18 protein-coding genes and 3 tRNA genes are annotated in these 18,544 nt (G+C 39.6%); 12 read left to right on the top strand and 9 right to left on the bottom strand.

The genetic code is table 11. From position 1 onward, the window contains the following. Positions 1 to 62: 62 nt before the first annotated feature. Together GSQ74_RS19455 and GSQ74_RS19450 are read left to right on the top strand one after the other, a co-directional pair. Positions 63 to 135 (top strand) — tRNA-Gly (locus GSQ74_RS19455). A 51-nt stretch (positions 136 to 186) separates the two neighbouring features. Continuing rightward, positions 187 to 271, top strand: a tRNA-Leu gene (locus GSQ74_RS19450). 371 nt (positions 272 to 642) lie between these two features. On the opposite strand, the gene GSQ74_RS19445 is transcribed toward GSQ74_RS19450, so the two are convergent. From GSQ74_RS19445 to GSQ74_RS19425, 5 genes are all read right to left on the bottom strand, one after another. Further along, positions 643 to 2,382, bottom strand: a complete 1,740-nt coding sequence (locus GSQ74_RS19445) for a beta-galactosidase family protein (RefSeq protein ID WP_254060931.1) — start codon at positions 2,380 to 2,382, stop codon at positions 643 to 645. 267 nt (positions 2,383 to 2,649) lie between these two features. After that, positions 2,650 to 3,945 (bottom strand): glycoside hydrolase family 27 protein, encoded by a 1,296-nt coding sequence (locus GSQ74_RS19440; protein ID WP_216846786.1) that lies wholly within the window; start codon positions 3,943 to 3,945, stop codon positions 2,650 to 2,652. A gap of 432 nt (positions 3,946 to 4,377) precedes the next feature. Next, a complete protein-coding gene (locus GSQ74_RS19435) occupies positions 4,378 to 4,755 on the bottom strand; it encodes a DoxX family protein (protein ID WP_158995871.1) in 378 nt (125 codons plus the stop codon). Positions 4,756 to 4,762: 7 nt separating this feature from the next. Then, positions 4,763 to 5,245 carry an SRPBCC domain-containing protein gene (locus GSQ74_RS19430; protein ID WP_158995870.1) on the bottom strand — a complete coding sequence of 161 codons (483 nt, stop codon included), beginning with the start codon at positions 5,243 to 5,245 and terminating at the stop codon, positions 4,763 to 4,765. Between the two features lie 6 nt (positions 5,246 to 5,251). Further along, positions 5,252 to 5,575: a helix-turn-helix transcriptional regulator gene (locus GSQ74_RS19425; RefSeq protein ID WP_158995869.1), complete on the bottom strand. Its 324-nt coding sequence runs from the start codon at positions 5,573 to 5,575 to the stop codon at positions 5,252 to 5,254. A 233-nt stretch (positions 5,576 to 5,808) separates the two neighbouring features. On the opposite strand from GSQ74_RS19425, the gene GSQ74_RS19420 reads away from it, so the two are divergent. The 9 genes from GSQ74_RS19420 to GSQ74_RS19380 all read left to right on the top strand — a co-directional run bounded on the left by GSQ74_RS19420 (position 5,809) and on the right by GSQ74_RS19380 (position 11,695). Further along, positions 5,809 to 5,881: transfer RNA gene (locus tag GSQ74_RS19420), tRNA-Gly, on the top strand. A 154-nt stretch (positions 5,882 to 6,035) separates the two neighbouring features. Then, positions 6,036 to 6,386, top strand: a complete 351-nt coding sequence (locus GSQ74_RS19415) for a hypothetical protein (protein ID WP_158995868.1) — start codon at positions 6,036 to 6,038, stop codon at positions 6,384 to 6,386. Positions 6,387 to 6,465: 79 nt separating this feature from the next. Then, positions 6,466 to 7,587, top strand: coding sequence for an 8-amino-7-oxononanoate synthase (locus tag GSQ74_RS19410; protein WP_158995867.1), 1,122 nt, complete (start codon positions 6,466 to 6,468; stop codon positions 7,585 to 7,587). Next, positions 7,580 to 8,194, top strand: a complete 615-nt coding sequence (gene bioD, locus GSQ74_RS19405) for a dethiobiotin synthase (protein WP_158995866.1) — start codon at positions 7,580 to 7,582, stop codon at positions 8,192 to 8,194. Before GSQ74_RS19410 ends, bioD begins: the two co-directional genes overlap by 8 nt. A 51-nt stretch (positions 8,195 to 8,245) precedes the next feature. Continuing rightward, a complete protein-coding gene (locus GSQ74_RS19400) occupies positions 8,246 to 9,136 on the top strand; it encodes a 3-hydroxyacyl-CoA dehydrogenase family protein (RefSeq protein WP_158995865.1) in 891 nt (296 codons plus the stop codon). 60 nt (positions 9,137 to 9,196) lie between these two features. Next, complete coding sequence (locus tag GSQ74_RS19395) at positions 9,197 to 9,490, top strand: hypothetical protein (protein ID WP_158995864.1); 294 nt, start codon at positions 9,197 to 9,199, stop codon at positions 9,488 to 9,490. Between the two features lie 366 nt (positions 9,491 to 9,856). After that, on the top strand, positions 9,857 to 10,408 hold the full coding sequence (locus tag GSQ74_RS19390; protein ID WP_158995863.1) for a YhcH/YjgK/YiaL family protein: 552 nt from the start codon (positions 9,857 to 9,859) through the stop codon (positions 10,406 to 10,408). A gap of 54 nt (positions 10,409 to 10,462) precedes the next feature. After that, positions 10,463 to 10,825, top strand: coding sequence for a cupin domain-containing protein (locus tag GSQ74_RS19385; protein WP_158995862.1), 363 nt, complete (start codon positions 10,463 to 10,465; stop codon positions 10,823 to 10,825). A 162-nt stretch (positions 10,826 to 10,987) separates the two neighbouring features. Continuing rightward, a complete protein-coding gene (locus tag GSQ74_RS19380; RefSeq protein WP_158995861.1) occupies positions 10,988 to 11,695 on the top strand; it encodes an NUDIX hydrolase in 708 nt (235 codons plus the stop codon). A 74-nt stretch (positions 11,696 to 11,769) separates the two neighbouring features. Here the strand turns inward: GSQ74_RS19380 and GSQ74_RS19375 are convergent, their stop codons facing one another. From GSQ74_RS19375 to GSQ74_RS19360, 4 genes are all read right to left on the bottom strand, one after another. Next, a complete protein-coding gene (locus GSQ74_RS19375) occupies positions 11,770 to 13,476 on the bottom strand; it encodes a sodium/solute symporter (RefSeq protein WP_158995860.1) in 1,707 nt (568 codons plus the stop codon). A gap of 80 nt (positions 13,477 to 13,556) precedes the next feature. Continuing rightward, on the bottom strand, positions 13,557 to 15,047 hold the full coding sequence (gene araA, locus GSQ74_RS19370) for an L-arabinose isomerase (protein WP_158995859.1): 1,491 nt from the start codon (positions 15,045 to 15,047) through the stop codon (positions 13,557 to 13,559). A gap of 57 nt (positions 15,048 to 15,104) precedes the next feature. After that, positions 15,105 to 15,803, bottom strand: a complete 699-nt coding sequence (locus GSQ74_RS19365) for an L-ribulose-5-phosphate 4-epimerase (protein ID WP_158995858.1) — start codon at positions 15,801 to 15,803, stop codon at positions 15,105 to 15,107. Positions 15,804 to 15,813: 10 nt separating this feature from the next. Beyond that, entirely contained in the window at positions 15,814 to 17,511 is a 1,698-nt protein-coding gene (locus GSQ74_RS19360) for a ribulokinase (RefSeq protein WP_158995857.1), read from the bottom strand. Positions 17,512 to 17,761: 250 nt separating this feature from the next. Here GSQ74_RS19360 and GSQ74_RS19355 point away from each other — a divergent pair, with 250 nt between their 5' ends. Then, complete coding sequence (locus tag GSQ74_RS19355; protein WP_158995856.1) at positions 17,762 to 18,421, top strand: HAD family phosphatase; 660 nt, start codon at positions 17,762 to 17,764, stop codon at positions 18,419 to 18,421. The last annotated feature ends 123 nt before the right edge of the window (positions 18,422 to 18,544 follow it).

The raw sequence follows: 18,544 nt of genomic DNA, 5'->3' as shown, positions 1-18,544 counted from the left end.
AAAAAAAATTAAATCAATCCCTTGCAAGGAAAACAATTCTGTCTATATTTGCACTCCCAACAGCGAAAGTAGCTCAGTTGGTAGAGCACGACCTTGCCAAGGTCGGGGTCGCGAGTTCGAATCTCGTCTTTCGCTCAATCCCTTCCGTCAAAAAGAAGGGATTTATTTTTAAAGGTTTAAACGCCTGCTCAGATGGTGGAACTGGTAGACACGCAGGACTTAAAATCCTGTTCCCGTAAACGGAGTGCGGGTTCGATTCCCGCTCTGAGTACTTAGAATCGGCACAAAGCCTGATATGAAAATATCAGGCTTTGTTGTTTTATATAGATTTGTACTATACCACAGGAACAGTTGACACAGTTGGTACAAAAAGCTATCAAAAAAGTACCGAAACAACCCCAAAAAGGTGGTTTTAAAATCTATTTCAACCCATTTCCAAGCATAAAAATGCCTATTTTAGTCATAAAATGGCCCTAAAAGCCCTTACTTTTTAGCCATTTTTGCATTTTTTTGACGTTAAAATTTTGATTTTTCACGCTTGCAATACCTTTCCCTAAAATAGGGAAAGGAGGAAGATAAGGTAAACCGTGCGATAAGCTTAAATGCGATTCCCCTTTTTATGCACTGCGCCTAAGTTGAGGTTTACTGCAATTCACTTAGTATAGCTGTTTTTCTACTGCTTAAGCTGTTCACCTGGCTTTTTAATAATTCAAATACAACAATATCATTATTGCCTTTTTTCAGCCATTCTGCAGGCATATAAAGGGTTTGTTGCGGGCCTACCGACCAATATCTCCCTAAATTGTGCCCGTTAACCCAAACCACGCCTTTACCCCACTTGCGCATATCCAGGTAGGTATCTGCCACTTTTGAAAGGCGGAATGTCCCTTTTCTCAAAACAGGTGTATTTCCTGATAGCTTGGCTTTATAAATTATCCCGCTGTTTACCTGGCTAAATGGGAAACCGTACATCTTCCAATTATAGATCTCTTTGCCGTCAAACTTTACATTTTCTGTTATCCCCTTTTTGTTTTTAAGCAGATACGGGCCGAAATTTATACGCCCCAGATTTTCAACCAAAATATCCAGCTTTACCTTGCCTGATGGTAATACCAATTCAATACTATCCTGATTGTGCCTGCGATCAAGCACCCCTGCTTCTTCCCCATTTATCATTATTACAGCATAATCCCTTAGTTCATTTAGTTTTAGGATGCCGGTTTTACCACCGGTTAAAACGGTATGATATAAAACAAATCCATAATTCTGGTTTAGATCTTCAAAAGTTAAAGGTGTTTTATTTAAAACAGGCTTCGGCAAAATATCCAATATTCCCGCTGATCTGTTTAGCTTAATATCATTTATGGCGATGGTTGGTTTGGCGGCAGGCACCGGCGGCAAGGTTTGTCCCGCAGGTAAATGCTTAGCGATCACCTGCCTGAACAGCATAAACTTATGTGTAGCGTTACCGGCTTCATCCAAAGGCGCATCATAATCATAACTACTAACCTGCGGCTCATAGGGGTGGTTATCATCATAATTAGCACCATTCATAAACCCTCTGGTAGTACCGCCATGAAACATGTACATATTGATAGATATACCTGCTGATAAAACATTATCCAATCTTACTGTATAGCTTTCGGCGGATACGGTATGGTGAGCAGTACCCCACCAGTCAAACCATGCCGGGTACCATTCTGCAATATAAAAGGGCCCTTTACCCCCATGGTTTTCACTAATCATTTTCTTCACCTTCGCCGGATCATCAGTACCATTTATAGCAGGTAATAGTCCAGGCAGATGCCCGTTTGCTATTGCAGACGCAGGGTCACAAGTATATAATAATCCATCAAAACCGGCTTCCTTAAACAAGCGTTGGTTAATGGCCAGATATTCTTTGTCGTTGCCATAAGAACCATATTCATTTTCAATTTGCACCATTAATATGTTACCACCATGATTTACCTGTAGCGGGGCCAGTTGCTTGCCAACTTCTTTAATATAGGTTTCATATTCTTTAAGATACTTCTCCTCCTTACTGCGCACCACCAATCCTTTTTCATTCTGCAGCCAGTACGGATAACCCCCAAATTCCCATTCGGCACATACATATGGGCTGGGTCTTAATATCACCCATAAACCTTCTTCTTTGGCTATTTTAACAAATTCTGCCACATCATTATTTCCGCTGAAATCAAACTTTCCTTTCTGGGGTTCGTGCAGATTCCAGAACACATAAGTGCCTATGGTGTTTAAGCCCATGGCTTTCGCCATTTTCATCCGCGCCCGCCAGGCCTCACGGGGTACGCGGGGATAATGCATCTCGCCGGATATCATCTGGAAGGGTTTTCCATCAAGTAAGAATACGGAATCACCCAAAGCAAATGTATGTGTTACTTTTTGAGCTTTGAGACTAAGATTTAAGAGGAGTATAAAAGATAAAATAAGTGATTTTCTAAAGATCATACGGAAGGGTACTATATATTAATAATTATTGCGCTTTGTATATTTTATTGAACGTAAGTGAAACAGTTACCGGTACTTTGCACATAAGCAAGTAAGCGATTTGGCAAAGCACCTCTTTTGTTGATTGATAGTCCTCGTGACTATTTAGATTACCGGTTTCCATCCCTATTAACCTTAAAACTAATTAAGAAGCGTTAATTTCAACAACGCAGCCCCATGCCTGTTAATCATTTTTTTATATCCCTTTTTAAACGTCCCAATATCTCTTTTGTCCCAAAGATCTCTGACAGCTATCTTTCCTTTCAGTCCAAGGGAAGCAAAATCAACACCCACGGCTTGTTGTTGTTCATTCAGGTTAAATAACGCTACGTAAATATCCTTGCTGTTAGGTACATGTGAATACCATACCATTGCGTCATTATTCTTATATAACTGACGGGGATCGGCTCCGTGTTGGTTTACAGCCAAAACTTCATCGTTTGTAAATAATTTCAATTCCTGCTCCCTGTTTTCAGGCAAGTTTCCACCTAAAATCAACGGCGAGCGAAATATTGTCCAGAATGTCATATGAGAATATTCTTCATCAAGGGTAAAACGGCTGTACCGCTCTTCGCCAACAGGCCCGCGTTTTGATAATTTCCCTATCTGGATCATATCGCAATCCGGCCAATGGCCCGGCCCGCCGATTCCTTCCCATTGTTTTCCGTAATTAAACATTTGCAAAACAGCTTTCCAATCGTCCCAAAAGTCATCTGCAATGCGCCACATATTGGCATTCTGTTTTACGTTATCTGCTTTATCAACGGGTGTTGCTCCCGGCGAAGTACTAAAAACTATTGCCCTGCCACATTGGTCTATCGCTTTACGGTAACCCTCCACTTCGGCAGTGCTGTAGGGCCTCGATAAATCGTCAACCTTAATAAAATCAACACCCCAACTCGCATATAAATCCAATATTGAATTCAAATATTCTTGTGCGCCCGGCTTGGTCATATCCAGCCCATACATATGATTCATCCAGGGGCATTTCGAATTAGTATCAGCCACCATATCAGCAGTAATGCCATTTGTTCCTTTAACGGGTGATTTGGCCCATACTGCTTGCCTTGGAATGCCGCGCATAACATGAATACCGAATTTTAAGCCTAATGAATGGACATAATCAGCCAAAGGCTTAAACCCGTTACCGCCAAACGCCGACGGAAACTTATTTACATTTGGTGTTAGCCTCCCAAACTTATCCATTGCCAGCCAGGGGATATATGAGCCATCTTCAAGCCTTTTTTGAAAAGGGTTCCCTATATTACTACCGGGCGGGTTCTCAAAGTCCCATAAAAAGTCAACTACAATGTATTGCCAGCCATGCTGCTTCAGATTTTGTGCAACATAGTCGGCATTTGCCTTCACCTCATCCTCGTGAACTGCCGAACCATAACAATTATAGCTATTCCAGCCCATCGGAGGTGTTAACGCCACCTTATTATCCTGTGCTTTAACACAAAAATTAACAGAGCAAACTAATAAAACAGTAAAAAATAATCTCGAATTGACCACCGGCATCTAATTTATGGTGTAAATAAAACAGTTATTAAGCCCACTAATGTTACTTTACTAGTAACATTTATTAAATTTTCAGTTAAACTTCATTTGTACAATTGGCTATACCTGTCAAATTAACACTAATAAATTCTAATTTAAAAGTGTTTTCATTTTTTTATTTTATCAGAGGATAATTGATTGTTCGAAGAAGTTGTCTAAAACCGATAACCGCCCACTATCGTTATAAAAGCTACCCTTTGTCATTCTGAGGAACGAAAAATCTGTAGGGTGGTTTATAATATACAGATTCTTCGTTCCTCAGAATGACAAAGCATTTTTAATTAATCCTACTAATGACAAGAGTTTTAATTAAAGTGCAATAATTTTTCTATCTAAAGGCCTCAAATACCACGATAACACCGTAAAAACGGCCAACAAAACCGGGGCAATTATTTGTACAGAAGCATCACCACTGGCAATATGCGAGATCACTGCGCCGCTCATGGTAAAAAACATACCCGCATACGCCCATTCCTTAAGCAATTTAAATTTCGGAACCAATATCGCGATCACACCCAACACCTTCCAAACGCCAATAAGCGAAATAAAGTAGGTTGGATACCCAAGAGGTTTAAAACCCTGCACCACCCCTTTTACCTGTATAGCTTGCGCCAATCCACCCGAAAAAATACAAAAAGATAATATTGCAGTAATTATCCAATACCAAATTAGTTTTCTCTTCTCCATTTTTGATTTACTTTAAAGTATTCAATATTTCTTGTATCCGGTTATGTGCCATGTTTATGCCTTGGGCGAAAGGTAAAGCCAGCACCTGGTCTCTTTTTGCACCCGATTCATATATCACGTGCATATTCAATTTGCTGGTTTGATCAGTTAATTGTTCAAATTCATAAACCTCAAGCTGTACGCCATAAGGCGCATTCTCCAGTTCAAATGTCCGTGTGATCTTTTGGTTTAGAATAAACTCGTGAATTACCCCATTTGAACGAAATACCACTTTTCCCTCGGCATCGGTTGATTCCAATTGATAACTGCCGTGCTTTTTTCCTTCAAATTTCAGCACTTTAGCTGTTGCATATGGGTTCGACATCCATTGCTCAATAATGTCCGGTTCAGCATGTGCCCTAAAAAGTAACTCTATCGGCAGATCAAATTCCCTTGTGATCACTAATTCCTGTTTGCCTTCTTCAGCATTAATTTTTGTTTTTTGTTCCATGGTATATTATTTTTTTGATTGATATCCCTTCATAATGGCTTCCAATTTATTAAACCTGTCGTCCCACATCTTCCGGAACGGTTCAATAAACGCGTCTACTTCTTTCATTTTCTGTGCATTAATGTGATAGTAAATTTCCCTGCCGTTTTGCTTTTGTTCAAGCAATTCACACTCGGTAAGTATTTGTAAGTGTTTTGAAACAGTGGGCCTTGCAGTGTCAAAATTTGCGGCTATTGCACCCGCCGTCATGGTATGCGAAGCAACCAACAGCAATATGGCCCTTCGCGTCGGGTCAGCTATGGCTTGAAATACATCTCGTCTTAAATTCATTATGTAGCTATTTGGCTACAAATATAAATGTAGTTATTTAACTACACAATTTTTTCTGTGAATTATTTTAGGGGAGAAAAACTGAGAAATTTAGTTTAAGAGGAACCATTACTGGAATAAGCAATATCCGCTAAGATTATGATTATGCAGAATCCCTAATGAGTGCCTTTACAAGAAAAGAAAATTTCCACTTGCAAGGGAATGCAATTCTGTCTACATTCGCAGCCCCAACAGCGAAAGTAGCTCAGTTGGTAGAGCACGACCTTGCCAAGGTCGGGGTCGCGAGTTCGAATCTCGTCTTTCGCTCAAATCCTTTCTCTGTAACGGAGTGCACTGATAGTTAAGGGCTTTTTTGCGTCTAACCTCTTCGGCAACAATTAAGTTACATGGTCGTTATTAAACCATTACCTGTTATCTTTATCATACTAATCATAAAACGTAAAAACTAAAAAATTAAGCGATGAAAAAAATTTTGTTAATGTGCTGCTTCGTTGTAGGAATTACAGCAGCGAGCCATGCACAGCAAGGCGGAATGAGAATGAGCCCTGAAGATAGAGCTAAAGCAATGCAAACCCAGTTAAAACTAAGTGATGATCAAACAACTCAAATCACAGCTATTTTAAAAACCTCCGCTGCTCAACGAGATAGCGTAAAAAGTGCTGGTGGCGACAGGACAGCAATGCGCCCGATCCAGATGGCAGCTAATCAAAAAATACAAGCTATACTTACTGATGACCAGAAAGTAGCTTACAAAAAAATGATGGATGATATGCGCGCCAAAATGCAAAATGGCGGCGGCGGTGGCAACTAAGTCTTGCCATCCAAATTAATAAAGAAAGCGCCTCGATAATATCGGGGCGCTTTCTTTATTTTAGCAGAAAATTTACCGGGTGAAATCATCAGAAGCATTTATTGAACAACGATTAGCCGAAAGGAAGCTGGCGGGTTCCTACCGTACGCTTAAGCCGGAAAATTCGCTTGTTGATTTTTGCTCGAATGATTATTTAGGCTTTGCCCGATCATCAGAACTAAAAACTAAAATTGATGCTGAAGTAAATGGACTGCAATTGGCATTGAATGGCTCTACCGGGTCGAGGCTATTGTCGGGTAATTTACAGTATACTGAAGATTTGGAGCGAGAGATAGCATCTTACCACAATAGCGTGGCGGGATTATTGTTTAACTCAGGTTATGATGCTAACGTTGGCTTATTCTCATGTATTGCGCAACGCGGCGATACTATTATTACTGATGAACTAATACATGCCTCTATTATTGACGGGGCACGCCTAAGCCATGCCAACCGTTATACTTTTAAGCATAATGATTTAGATAGCCTGGAAGCCAAATTAAAGCAGGCTAGAGGGAATTGCTATGTAGCCATCGAAAGCGTGTATTCCATGGACGGTGACACTCCTCCTCTATTAGACATACTTCTACTTACAGAGAAATATGATGCTGCTTTAATTGTTGATGAAGCTCACGCCATAGGCCTGCATAAAAAAGGCTTAATTAATAAGCTGGGTATTGAAAATAAAATATTTGCCCGGGTGATAACATTTGGCAAAGCTTTAGGCTGTCATGGTGCCATTGTTTTAGGTAGCGAAGCGTTAAGAAACTACCTAATCAATTTTGCGAGGTCTTTTATCTACACCACTGCTACATCGGTGCACCAAATAGCTTCCATAAAAACAGCATATCAAATGCTACAGCATTCAGACAAAACGATAAAGGCACTGAATAGCAATATTTCCTTATTTAAGGAGAAAATATCAACCGCATCTGCCTTACTTAAAAGCGACAGTGCTATACAGTGCCTGCTGTTAAATGATAACGAACGGGCAAGGGAAGCCGCTTTATATTTACAAAATAAAGGTTTGGATGTACGTGCTATATTAAGCCCCACCGTACCTGCAGGCACCGAACGATTGCGAATTTGCTTGCATGCATATAATACTATTGATGAAATTAATCTATTGACTAAAACCATAAACGAATTAATAAATGCCTGATAAAACGTTATTTATTACAGGAATAGGTACCGGGATAGGTAAAACTATCGTCTCGGCGGTATTGACAGAAAAACTAAAAAGCGACTACTGGAAACCCATACAGTCGGGAGATTTGGATGATAGCGATACCTTAAAAGTAAGGAATTTGGTATCAAACAACACTTCTGTTTTTCATACCGAGGCTTACAGATTGACACAACCTTATTCCCCACATAAATCTGCTGCTATTGATGGAATAACCATCGACCTAAATAAAATCATCGCTCCAAAAACCAACAATAACTTGTTAATTGAAGGAGCAGGCGGCTTAATGGTACCATTAAACGATGAGTATTTAATGATCGACCTGATCAAACAACTCAATGTTGAGGTAGTACTTGTTTCGCAAAATTATTTAGGGAGTATTAATCACACTTTATTATCTGTAGCTCTGTTAAAGCAATATGATATTAAAATAGCCGGAATAATATTTAATGGAAAAACTGATGAGAACTCGGAAAGTTATATTTTAAATTACACCGGGGTAAAATTGTTGGGGCATTTGCACGAATTCGAGACGGTAGATAAAGACGCAATAATAAAAGCTGGCGATTTTATTACCTTGTAAATTGCCAATAAAATATTAGCTTCAAAAACACTATAAGCCAATAAATAAATCATGAAGAATATTACAGTTATAGGTTCAGGGACTATGGGTAATGGTATTGCGCATACCTTCGCTCAGCATGGGTTTAATGTTTCACTGGTAGATATTAATGAGGCTGCATTAAACCGCGCCTTGCAAACTATAACAAATAACCTTGACAGGCAGATAAAAAAAGGCACAATAGATGAGCAAGCAAAAGCTGCTACACTAAACCATATTAAAACTTACACCGATTTAAAAAATGCTGTACAAAACGCAGATCTGGTTATTGAAGCGGCTACAGAAAATAGAGAAATAAAACTTAGTTTGTTTAAACAGTTAAGTGAACTATGTAGCGATAAGGTAATACTAGCTTCCAATACGTCGTCTATATCCATCACTCAAATTGCTTCGGTAACTAAAAATCCGGGAAATGTAATCGGCATGCACTTTATGAATCCAGTACCGTTAATGAAACTGGTTGAAGTAATAAGAGGTTATGCAACTACGAATGAGGTTACTAATACCATTATGCAACTATCCGCAACTTTGGATAAAGTACCAGTAGAAGTAAATGATTACCCCGGCTTTGTGGCTAACCGTATTTTAATGCCGATGATAAATGAAGCGGTTTATACGCTTCACGAAGGCGTTGCCGGGGTTTATGAGATAGATACAGTAATGAAATTAGGAATGGCGCACCCTATGGGGCCTTTGCAACTTGCGGATTTTATAGGGCTGGATGTTTGTTTAGCTATATTGAATGTATTACATAGTGGTTTCGGCAATCCTAAATATGCGCCTTGTCCACTCTTGGTAAATATGGTAACAGCTGGCCAACTGGGCATAAAATCGGGCAGCGGGTTTTATAAATACGCAACTGGCAGTAAGGAGCTAGTAGTTGCCGATAAGTTCAGCAAATAGATTATTAAACCTTTTTGGTAGTTATTTGTCCATACTTATTATCTAGCAAAAAAAATACTTATGAAAACATTACAAAAATTAGGGATCATGACGGCATTAGCGGGTTCTCTATTTATGTCAGCCTGTGCAGGAGAGTATTATGTGAGCAGTCAACCATCAGAAACTGTTTATGTGAGGCCTGGTGCGCCGTACTCTGGTGCAATTTGGATTGATGGTGATTGGGTTTGGAATGGCGGCGTTTATGTGCGCAGGCCCGGCCATTGGGCTCGGCCGCGTGCCGGAAGGGTTTGGGTAGCAGGCAACTGGCACCACGGCCCACGCGGTTATGCATGGCACAGAGGATATTGGAGATAATTAAGTCTCCCATACCCCTTAGGGAGGTCATTAAAATAGAAGGAGTTATTTCATTTTGGAATAGCTCCTTTTTATTTTAATTAATACCTACATGCCTCAACCAAGTTGAAAAGATGATTACATGCAATACTTTCACTAATTTATACAGCTTCGCAAAAACACTAACTCTACTCGTTTTCACTCCAACGTTTGCGTAGATATATACGCTAATTTCCTTCAATTTAAAAGGAATACGTTGTAATATTGAAAAAGTAAATATTATATTAATAATACATAAAGGAACACTAAGTCCTATTTAAACCCTTTATAATCATGAGAATAAAAAAAGCTATTATCATAACCTTAGTTTTTCTAAATTTCTTTACAATGAAAAATATAGCATTGGCTCAAGCTGATCAAAAAGCTGCTGAGCAATGGGTAAAAAGTAAAGTATGGAACAACGGTCTTTTAATAGATGTAAGCCCCTCTGTTAATGCATTGGAATTTTACAAACAGTACAATGCCAATAAAGCCGTTTGGGATAAGGTATTCGCATTCATGAAAAATCAGGATCTAAAAAACCTGGCTCCGGGGAAATATCCGATAGATGATAAAAATGCTTATGCCAGTATTACCCATGATCCTTCTAAAACATTAGAAAATGCGAAATGGGAATCACACCAAAAATATATCGACTTGCAATACGTCATCATCGGAGAAGAAAAAATAGGGGTTGCACCGGTAAGTACCGCTACCGTAATTAATCCCTATAACCCGGCAAAAGACGCGGCTAACTACACAGCCGACGGAACTTATTACTTAGCAACACCAAGTCAGTTCTTTTTATTTTTTCCACCTGATGCTCACCGTCCCAACATCAAAGTTGATGGATATGATACAGTGAAAAAATTAGTTATAAAAATTAAAGTGGTTAATTAATATCTGAGCAGATATAAGCCTACATAATAAAACGGTAAACAATAGCATACTAAAATGATACAAAGTAATTTATTTCAATTTGAGGAGAAATCTGACTGGAAAACAGTTGGTGCGGGAGTACAGCGACAAGTATTGGGATATGACGATAAAGTAATGCTTGTTAAGGTTAAGTTTGAAAAAGACAGCTGTGGGCAATTACATAACCATGCGCACTCGCAAGTAACCTATGTGGAAAGCGGTACTTTTGAAATGACTATGGGAGATACAAAAAAGATCATTAGCAAGGGCGATGGTTATTATGCACCACCCTATACTGTACATGGTTGTGTTTGTCTTGAGGAGGGTATGTTGGTTGATGCATTCAGCCCTTTAAGGTGGGAATTTATAGATACAGATCATAGCCAATACACGTTATAATCATAAAATTCTTATTAGGACAAGATATAATCCTACAACCTTATTCAATTAGTTTTTTCCTAATGATCATTAACTCTTCTAAATGTGTTTAGATTTATGTTGAGCTATGAATGAAAATGTTAGATTTGTAGGTACATCCTTGAAAAAAGATTAACCATTTAAATGATCAGCTATTCCAAACAAAGTCGGTTCACACAGGCAGTAGATTGTATTATATTTGGATTTGACGGTGATACCTTAAAAATTTTATTGATACAACGTGGGTTTGAACCCGAGATGGGTAAATGGAGCCTTATGGGGGGCTTTGTACAACCCGATGAAAGCCTCGATCAGGCATCAAACCGAATACTTAAACAGTTAACAGGCTTAGATGGTATGTATTTGGAACAATTACATACTTTCGGCAATCCACTTCGCGACCCTGTGGAAAGAACAGTATCTACAGCCTACTTTGCCCTGATAGATATTAACAAGTACCAAAAGCAAATAAGTGCAGATTTCCATCCTGAATGGTTCTCGCTTAAACGCATGCCTAAACTTATATTTGATCAGCAAGAAATGGTTGAAATGGCAAAAAGGCGTATTCGCTATAAGGCAGCACTACATCCAATCCTTTTTGAATTGCTGCCTAGTAGGTTTACCATCCCACAATTGCAAAGCCTTTATGAGAGCGTGTACAATACTACTATTGATAAGCGTAATTTCAGTAAACGAATATTGGCTACCGGGTTACTGATTAAACAAGCCGAAAAAGATAAAGCAGGATCAAGAAGAGGCGCATTTTACTATCAGCTGAATATGCAAAATTATTATGCCAAATTCCAGGCATTTTTAAACCTGATCCCCAACCCTACCAACCTGATATTTTAATCGAGAATAAATAATATAATAAAACAGGCATCCCGAAATTGAGATGCCTGTTTTTATTTAGGGTAAGTTTTATACTACCAAAACTTGACGTAAAGTGTTGTAAGTAATAACAACGTTATCACTATAAGCGCCAATGTTGAAGGCTCTACTTTGAACATCGATCTATCTAAAACAAAATGTTTGGGATTAATTTTAGGAGCAAATAAACTTATAACTACCATTACTATCATAGTAAACAAGAAAGACAGCCCCATACAAATCAGGAATGGAATTTCGTAGCCACCATGCCCATTAGGGAAAGCGGTATACAAAAATGTCTCGTGTCCAAATAGAGATGGTGCGTAGTTATTGAACAAAACAGAAGCTAAAAATCCTGTCAGGATACCTGCAATTGCGGCCCCGCCTGTGGTACGCTTCCAAAAAAAGCCCAATATAAATATGGCAAATATACCCGGACTGATAAAGCCGGTATATTTCTGAATAAATGTAAAACCACCCTCGCCACCTATTCCTAAAAGATCTTTCCAGGTAAGTAAAATAGAAAGGAACAAGGCTACACCGATAATGATCTTACCCATGCCAACCATCGATTTCTCATCGGCATCCCTCTTTATGTATTTTTTATAAATATCCATTGTAAATATGGTGGATATACTATTAGCCTTGCCTGCTAATGATGCAACTATGGCTGCCGTTAGGGCCGCTATAGAAAGGCCTTTTAAGCCATTTGGCAAAAACCCAAGCACAGCAGAATAAGCATTATCCGGGTTTAAGTGCCCACCTACTGTCATCTCATGTTGCAGGCCGCCGTTTTTGTATAAAACGTAAGCTGCGATACCTGGCAAAATCACAATAATAGGCATAGCCAGTTTCATCAAACCTGCAAATAAAATACCTGTACGTGCTGTTTTAAGATTGGCACCTAATGCCCTTTGTGTGATATATTGATTGCAACCCCAGTAGTTTAAGTTAACTATCCATTGGCCTGCAAAATACATGGCAATGCCGGGCAGTAAAAGATACTTGTCGACATCCTGCTGTGAGGCGTGCGGGCCGGGTTTAGGTAATATCATTTTAAAGTGATCAGGCGCATTTTTCAGCATGGCGCTAAAGCCCGCTAATGCATCTTTACCCAATCCAAAACGCTCACTAACTAAAGTTAAAGCTATATAGGTAGTAGCTAAACCGCCGATAACCAATACTAAAACTTGTATAACATCAGTAAATCCAATTACTTTCATACCACCAAGGGCGATAATAAGCGAGAACACAGCAAGTGCAATGATGATATAATGAAATGTTTCCTGACTGCCACCGGCCAAACTGTTAATAGCTAATGCGCCCAGGAAAAGAATAGAGGTTAAATTAACAAATACATACAGAAACAGCCAGAAAATAGCCATAATCAAACTTACCGTTTGGTTATACCTTGTTTCCAGAAACTGTGGCATGGTAAATATCTTATTTTTAAGATACACCGGGATAAACCATACCGCTACAATAATAAGCGCGATGGCGGCCACCCATTCATAAGCCGCAACAGCAAGCCCCACCTGGAAACCCTGCCCGCTGGCACCGATAAACTGTTCTGCTGAAATATTGGATGCGATAAGCGATGCGCCAATTGCCCACCAGGTAAGAGAGCCTTCAGCCAAAAAGAAATCGTGACTGCCGGATATGGTAGCTGTTTTTTTACGGCGATATACCCAATAGCCATAACCCGATACTACAAAAAAGTAGATAACGAATATTATGTAATCAATAGCTGAGAACTTATTCATATTTTAATAATTGGTTTAAATTGGTTTAAACCTGCCTATGCTAAATGCCCAACAAGCATAGGCAGGAATATAAAAAGCTATTATTTGTAAGCCGCATCATTCCAGCGCAGCTCATTACGGAACTGATCCAGCTTGGTATCTTTACCAATACGTACAAATTCAATACCTGCTATATCAGCAAAGTCCTGTAAATGTTCAGCCGTTAAATTCTGGCTGTATGCGGTATGGTGTGCACCACCCGCGTATATCCATGCCGCGCAACCTGTTTTCATATCCGGGTATGGTTTCCATAATACCCTTGCTACTGGCAGATTAGGTAAATCATTTTGCGGATCAACAGCTTTAACTTCGTTTATCAGTAAGCGGAAACGATTACCCATGTCGATAATAGATGCATTAAGCGCTTCGCCACCAGCCACGTTAAATACCAGCCTTGCAGGATCTGCTTTACCACCAATACCTAAAGGATGCACCTCTAACGCTGCTTTACCATTAGCTAATGAGGCATCAACCTCCAGCATATGCGAACCTAAAACTAAAGCATTATTAGGATCGAAATGATAGGTATAATCTTCCATAAAAGCATTACCGCCTGGCAATCCGCTGCCCATCACTTTAAAGGCGCGTACCAAGGCTGCTGTTTTCCAGTCGCCTTCACCCGCAAAGCCATAACCATCGGCCATTAAGCGTTGCGAAGCGATGCCCGGCAATTGCGCCATACCATGCAGGTCTTCAAACGTATCAGAAAAACCTTTAAAGCCGCCTTCTTTTAAAAACGACCTCATTCCCAACTCAATTCTGGCTGCTTCATAAACTGAAGAATGTCTTGCACCACCTTTATTAAGGTCGGCATCCATTGTGTACGAGCTTTGATACTCATCAATTAGTTCGTTAATCGCCTCGTCGCTGACTGCGTTTATTACTCCCACTAAATCTCCTATACCATAAGTATTAACAGAGAACCCGAATTTCAACTCCGCCTCAACCTTATCGCCATCGGTAACTGCTACATAACGCATGTTATCGCCAAAACGTGCAAATTTTGCACCTTGCCAATCATACCAGGCAGCGGCTGCACGCGACCATGTACTTATTTGGTCTAATACTTCGGTATCCTGCCAATGGCCAACCACTACCTTGCGATTTTTACGCATGCGCGATACCATAAAACCAAACTCCCTGTCGCCATGCGCGCTTTGGTTCAGATTCATAAAATCCATATCAATGCTGCTCCATGGAATATCGCGGTTATATTGCGTATGCAGGTGCAACATTGGTTTTTGTAAAATGCTTAACCCACGTATCCACATTTTTGCAGGTGAAAAGGTGTGCATCCAGGTAATTATACCAATCACATTCTCAGCCGCATTTGCCTCCTGTATAGTGGCATAAATTTCTTCCGATGATTTGACAATAGGTTTGAAAACTACACGTACAGGTATTTTGCCCGAAGTATCTATTCCTTTTACAATTTCCTGCGAATGTTCTGCAACTTTTTTTAACGTTTCTTCTCCGTACAAGCTCTGGCTTCCGGTTATAAACCAAACTTCAAATATTTTTAGATCGATCATATATATAATTATTGAATTAGCAATTGAGTAAGTGGTGAGTATTAACTGTTCACCAACTTATTGGCCGTAGTATGAATCAGGGCCATGTTTTCTTTCAAAGTGTTTCTTTATCAAGGAATCCTGTAACCGTTTGGCCTGTGGATTGATTTGTTCAGTAAGATAGGCCATATGCGCAACCGCTTCTAATACAGCACTGTTGTACACCGCCTTTTCAGCTGATTTCCCCCAGCTGAACGGCGCATGATTGCCTACCAATACCATCTCAACCTCTTTATGATCCAACCCTTCTTTTTTAAAATGATTCATAATTTGGAATCCGGTCTGATACTCATAATCTCCCTGGATCATTTCATCATTCATGGGTGGCGCGCAAGGTACATCTACGGTTAAATAATCGGCATGTGTTGTACCGAAAATTGGTATGCACCGCTGCGACTGCGCCCAGGCGGTTGCATAGGTAGAGTGGGTATGCACTATTCCGTTAATATCACTCCAATGCTTATAAAGCACCGCATGGGTTTTTGTATCAGATGATGGCCTTAGTTCTCCCTCAATGGTATTACCGTCAAAATCAACAATAACCATTTTTTCCGGTGAAAGATCTTCATAAGGTACACCGCTGGGCTTTATAGCAAATACGCCCAGTTCATGATCGGCCGCGCTAACATTACCAAAGGTAAACAGTACCAGGTTTAGTTTGGGCAGTTGCATATTTGCTTCGTATGCGCTTTGTTTTATATGCTGATATTTGCTCATATTGCTGATATTATTTATGATTATTTAAACTGTTCGCAACCTGAAAAGCCACGAATTCACCTAAACCATTGTATTGCTTATATCTTCTTTTATAAACTTCCTGATATTGTGGGTTGGGATAATATTCTACATCAAAGCCACGGCCCATTGCCGCCATTGCCTCTTCAACAGTTGGATAAATACCCGCGACTACTGCTGCGAACATAGCAGCACCCAAAGCACAAGTGTGTTTAAATTGATGTATGCGGATAGGCATGCCCAGCACATCCGCCATCGTTTGCATAACAAATGGTGATTTTTTAGCCACACCACCGATGCCGATAAGTCCCTTTACGGGTATTCCTTCTGATACAAATCGCTCAACTATGCTTTTAGCCCCAAAGCAAGTAGCTTCGACCAATGCCTTAAACACTCGCGGGGCATCGCTGCCCAAACCTAAACCAGTGATGGCTCCTTTTAATGATTGATCCGCATCAGGTGTACGGCGGCCATTAAACCAATCAATTGCCAGCTCGCTATCTTCCTCAATAGGAAGAAATGATGCTTGCCTGCTAAGTTCGGGTATGATTAATTCGGATAGCTCTAATTTTAATGCTTTCGCGGTTTGTGCATCAATTATGGAAGATTGAGAAAGCAGGTTATCCATAGGCCATGATACGATATTCTTAAACCAGGCATAAGTATCGCCAAAAGCAGATTGACCAGCCTCAAGGCCCACCATACCGGGTATAACGGAACCATTTACTTGTCCGCATATACCGCGTACCAGCTTATCTTTCATTTCATTGACCGGCGCCACCAGAATATCGCAGGTAGAAGTACCCATCACCTTACTTAAATGATACGGCTCTATTTGTCCGCCTACCGCGCCCATATGCGCGTCGAATGCGCCTGTACCAACTATTACATTAGTCGATAATCCAAGTCGCTCAGCCCATTCAGGGCTTAACCTACCTGCCGCCTGGTCTGCGGTATAAGTTTCTGTAAATAATTTTGAAGTAAATCCTTTCAAAACAGGGTCCAGCGTAGCGAAAAACTCATCTGGTGGTAAACCACCAAACTCCTCTGCCCACAGGGCCTTATGCCCTGCTGAGCAACGCCCGCGTTTAATTTCGTTTGCATTTTTGCCTCCTGTTAACAGGAATGGTATCCAATCACAATGCTCAACCCACGAATGTGTTGCTTTTCTAACGCTTTCATCAGCCCTTAAAACATGTAATAGCTTAGCCCAAAACCATTCCGAAGAATAGATGCCGCCAACATATTTAAGATAGTTTATACTGAATTTGGTGGCATGCTCATTAATTTCCGCAGCTTCTTTTACGGCTGTGTGATCTTTCCAAAGCACAAACATGGCATTGGGATTTTCACTAAAAGCCTGCGTTAGCGCAAGTGGTGTTCCGGTTTTATCTACCGCAACCGGAGTTGAACCGGTGGTATCAACCGATAATCCTTTTATATTACCAGCAACAGTCGCGCCGCCAGCGGTTTTAATACAATCCTTTATTGTTATTTCCAGGCCTTCTATATAATCAAGCGGGTGCTGCCTGAATTGATTATTCGGCGCGTCGCAATACAATCCCTTTTGCCAACGTGGATAATTATATACTGATGAAGCTATTTCTTCGCCATTTGTAGCATTGATAATAACGGAGCGGACGGAATCAGAACCATAGTCGACCCCTATAACAAATTTGTCTTTACTCATACTGGTTTATAATACGTGTCGAAATAACACTAATTTATTTACAAATAAAAGTTTTTACATAAAAAAGTTACCTAAAAGATAAAATAGAGTTTATATTACTCAATATAAGCTAAAACTTATAGGCATAGCTCTTAATAATATAGAAAGACAAAATCAACATTGATTAAGTTTATTAGTGTATAATACATACTTATAAAATAGAGCCTGTTGCAGCATATTTTTATATTTGTGCTCTTTACTTTGATTATATATGACTCCAAAAGCTTTGTTATTTGATTTAAACGGCACTATAATAGATGACATGACCTACCATACCAAGGCATGGCTCGACTTGTTTAATAATGAACTGGGCGCTAACCTTACCTGGGAAGATGTTAAAAAAGAAATGTATGGCAAGAATCCGGAAGTACTGGTTAGAGTATTTGGGCCGAATAGATTTACCCAAACTGAGATGGATACACTGTCAATTGAAAAGGAAAAAAAATATCAGCAGGAATTTTTACCTTATTTAAAATTAATACCCGGTTTGCATGAGTTATTGGAAAGCGCTTATCAAAAAAATATCCCTATGGCTATTGGGTCAGCAGCCATTCCGTTTAATATTGATTTTGTGTTGGATAACCTAAATATCCGCCATTACTTTAAAGTAATTGTAAGTGCCGACGATGTTAAAATGAGTAAACCCGACCCGGAAACGTTTTTAAATGCAGCCGAATTACTACAGGTTGACCCATCTGATTGTATTGTTTTTGAAGACACACCTAAAGGCGCTGAAACCGCTTTTAATGCCGGGATGAAATGTATTGTTTTGACCACCACACATCAGAAAGAAGAATTTGCTTATCTTAATAATATTCTAAATTTTTCACCTGATTACGACGATGCTTTTTTTAAAACCTTGTTAACGTAAGCAATATCATAGCAGTACAGAATTTTGAATTAGACTGATATATGTTTTCGGGCACGATTTTTAATTTTATTTACTCAAACGATGTAGTAAATAATAATTCTATAAAGTTTGAAAACGGAGGTT

This window comes from Mucilaginibacter sp. L196 (assembly GCF_009765905.1).
In the GTDB taxonomy this organism is placed as follows: domain Bacteria; phylum Bacteroidota; class Bacteroidia; order Sphingobacteriales; family Sphingobacteriaceae; genus Mucilaginibacter.
The sequence above is the reverse complement of the archived record's forward strand: the minus strand, read 5'-3'. Positions and strand labels throughout refer to the sequence as shown.

Bases quoted from the DNA above. Each gene is read 5' to 3' on its own strand.
- GSQ74_RS19365 (WP_158995858.1), bottom strand. From the start codon at position 15,803: ATGAGCAAATATCAGCATATAAAACAAAGCGCATACGAAGCAAATATG.
- GSQ74_RS19430 (WP_158995870.1), bottom strand. From the start codon at position 5,245: ATGGAACAAAAAACAAAAATTAATGCTGAAGAAGGCAAACAGGAATTA.
- GSQ74_RS19385 (WP_158995862.1), top strand. From the start codon at position 10,463: ATGATACAAAGTAATTTATTTCAATTTGAGGAGAAATCTGACTGGAAA.
- GSQ74_RS19375 (WP_158995860.1), bottom strand. From the start codon at position 13,476: ATGAATAAGTTCTCAGCTATTGATTACATAATATTCGTTATCTACTTT.
- GSQ74_RS19360 (WP_158995857.1), bottom strand. From the start codon at position 17,511: ATGAGTAAAGACAAATTTGTTATAGGGGTCGACTATGGTTCTGATTCC.
- GSQ74_RS19415 (WP_158995868.1), top strand. From the start codon at position 6,036: ATGAAAAAAATTTTGTTAATGTGCTGCTTCGTTGTAGGAATTACAGCA.
- GSQ74_RS19395 (WP_158995864.1), top strand. From the start codon at position 9,197: ATGAAAACATTACAAAAATTAGGGATCATGACGGCATTAGCGGGTTCT.
- GSQ74_RS19425 (WP_158995869.1), bottom strand. From the start codon at position 5,575: ATGAATTTAAGACGAGATGTATTTCAAGCCATAGCTGACCCGACGCGA.
- GSQ74_RS19400 (WP_158995865.1), top strand. From the start codon at position 8,246: ATGAAGAATATTACAGTTATAGGTTCAGGGACTATGGGTAATGGTATT.
- araA (WP_158995859.1), bottom strand. From the start codon at position 15,047: ATGATCGATCTAAAAATATTTGAAGTTTGGTTTATAACCGGAAGCCAG.
- GSQ74_RS19355 (WP_158995856.1), top strand. From the start codon at position 17,762: ATGACTCCAAAAGCTTTGTTATTTGATTTAAACGGCACTATAATAGAT.
- bioD (WP_158995866.1), top strand. From the start codon at position 7,580: ATGCCTGATAAAACGTTATTTATTACAGGAATAGGTACCGGGATAGGT.
- GSQ74_RS19390 (WP_158995863.1), top strand. From the start codon at position 9,857: ATGAAAAATATAGCATTGGCTCAAGCTGATCAAAAAGCTGCTGAGCAA.
- GSQ74_RS19435 (WP_158995871.1), bottom strand. From the start codon at position 4,755: ATGGAGAAGAGAAAACTAATTTGGTATTGGATAATTACTGCAATATTA.
- GSQ74_RS19380 (WP_158995861.1), top strand. From the start codon at position 10,988: ATGATCAGCTATTCCAAACAAAGTCGGTTCACACAGGCAGTAGATTGT.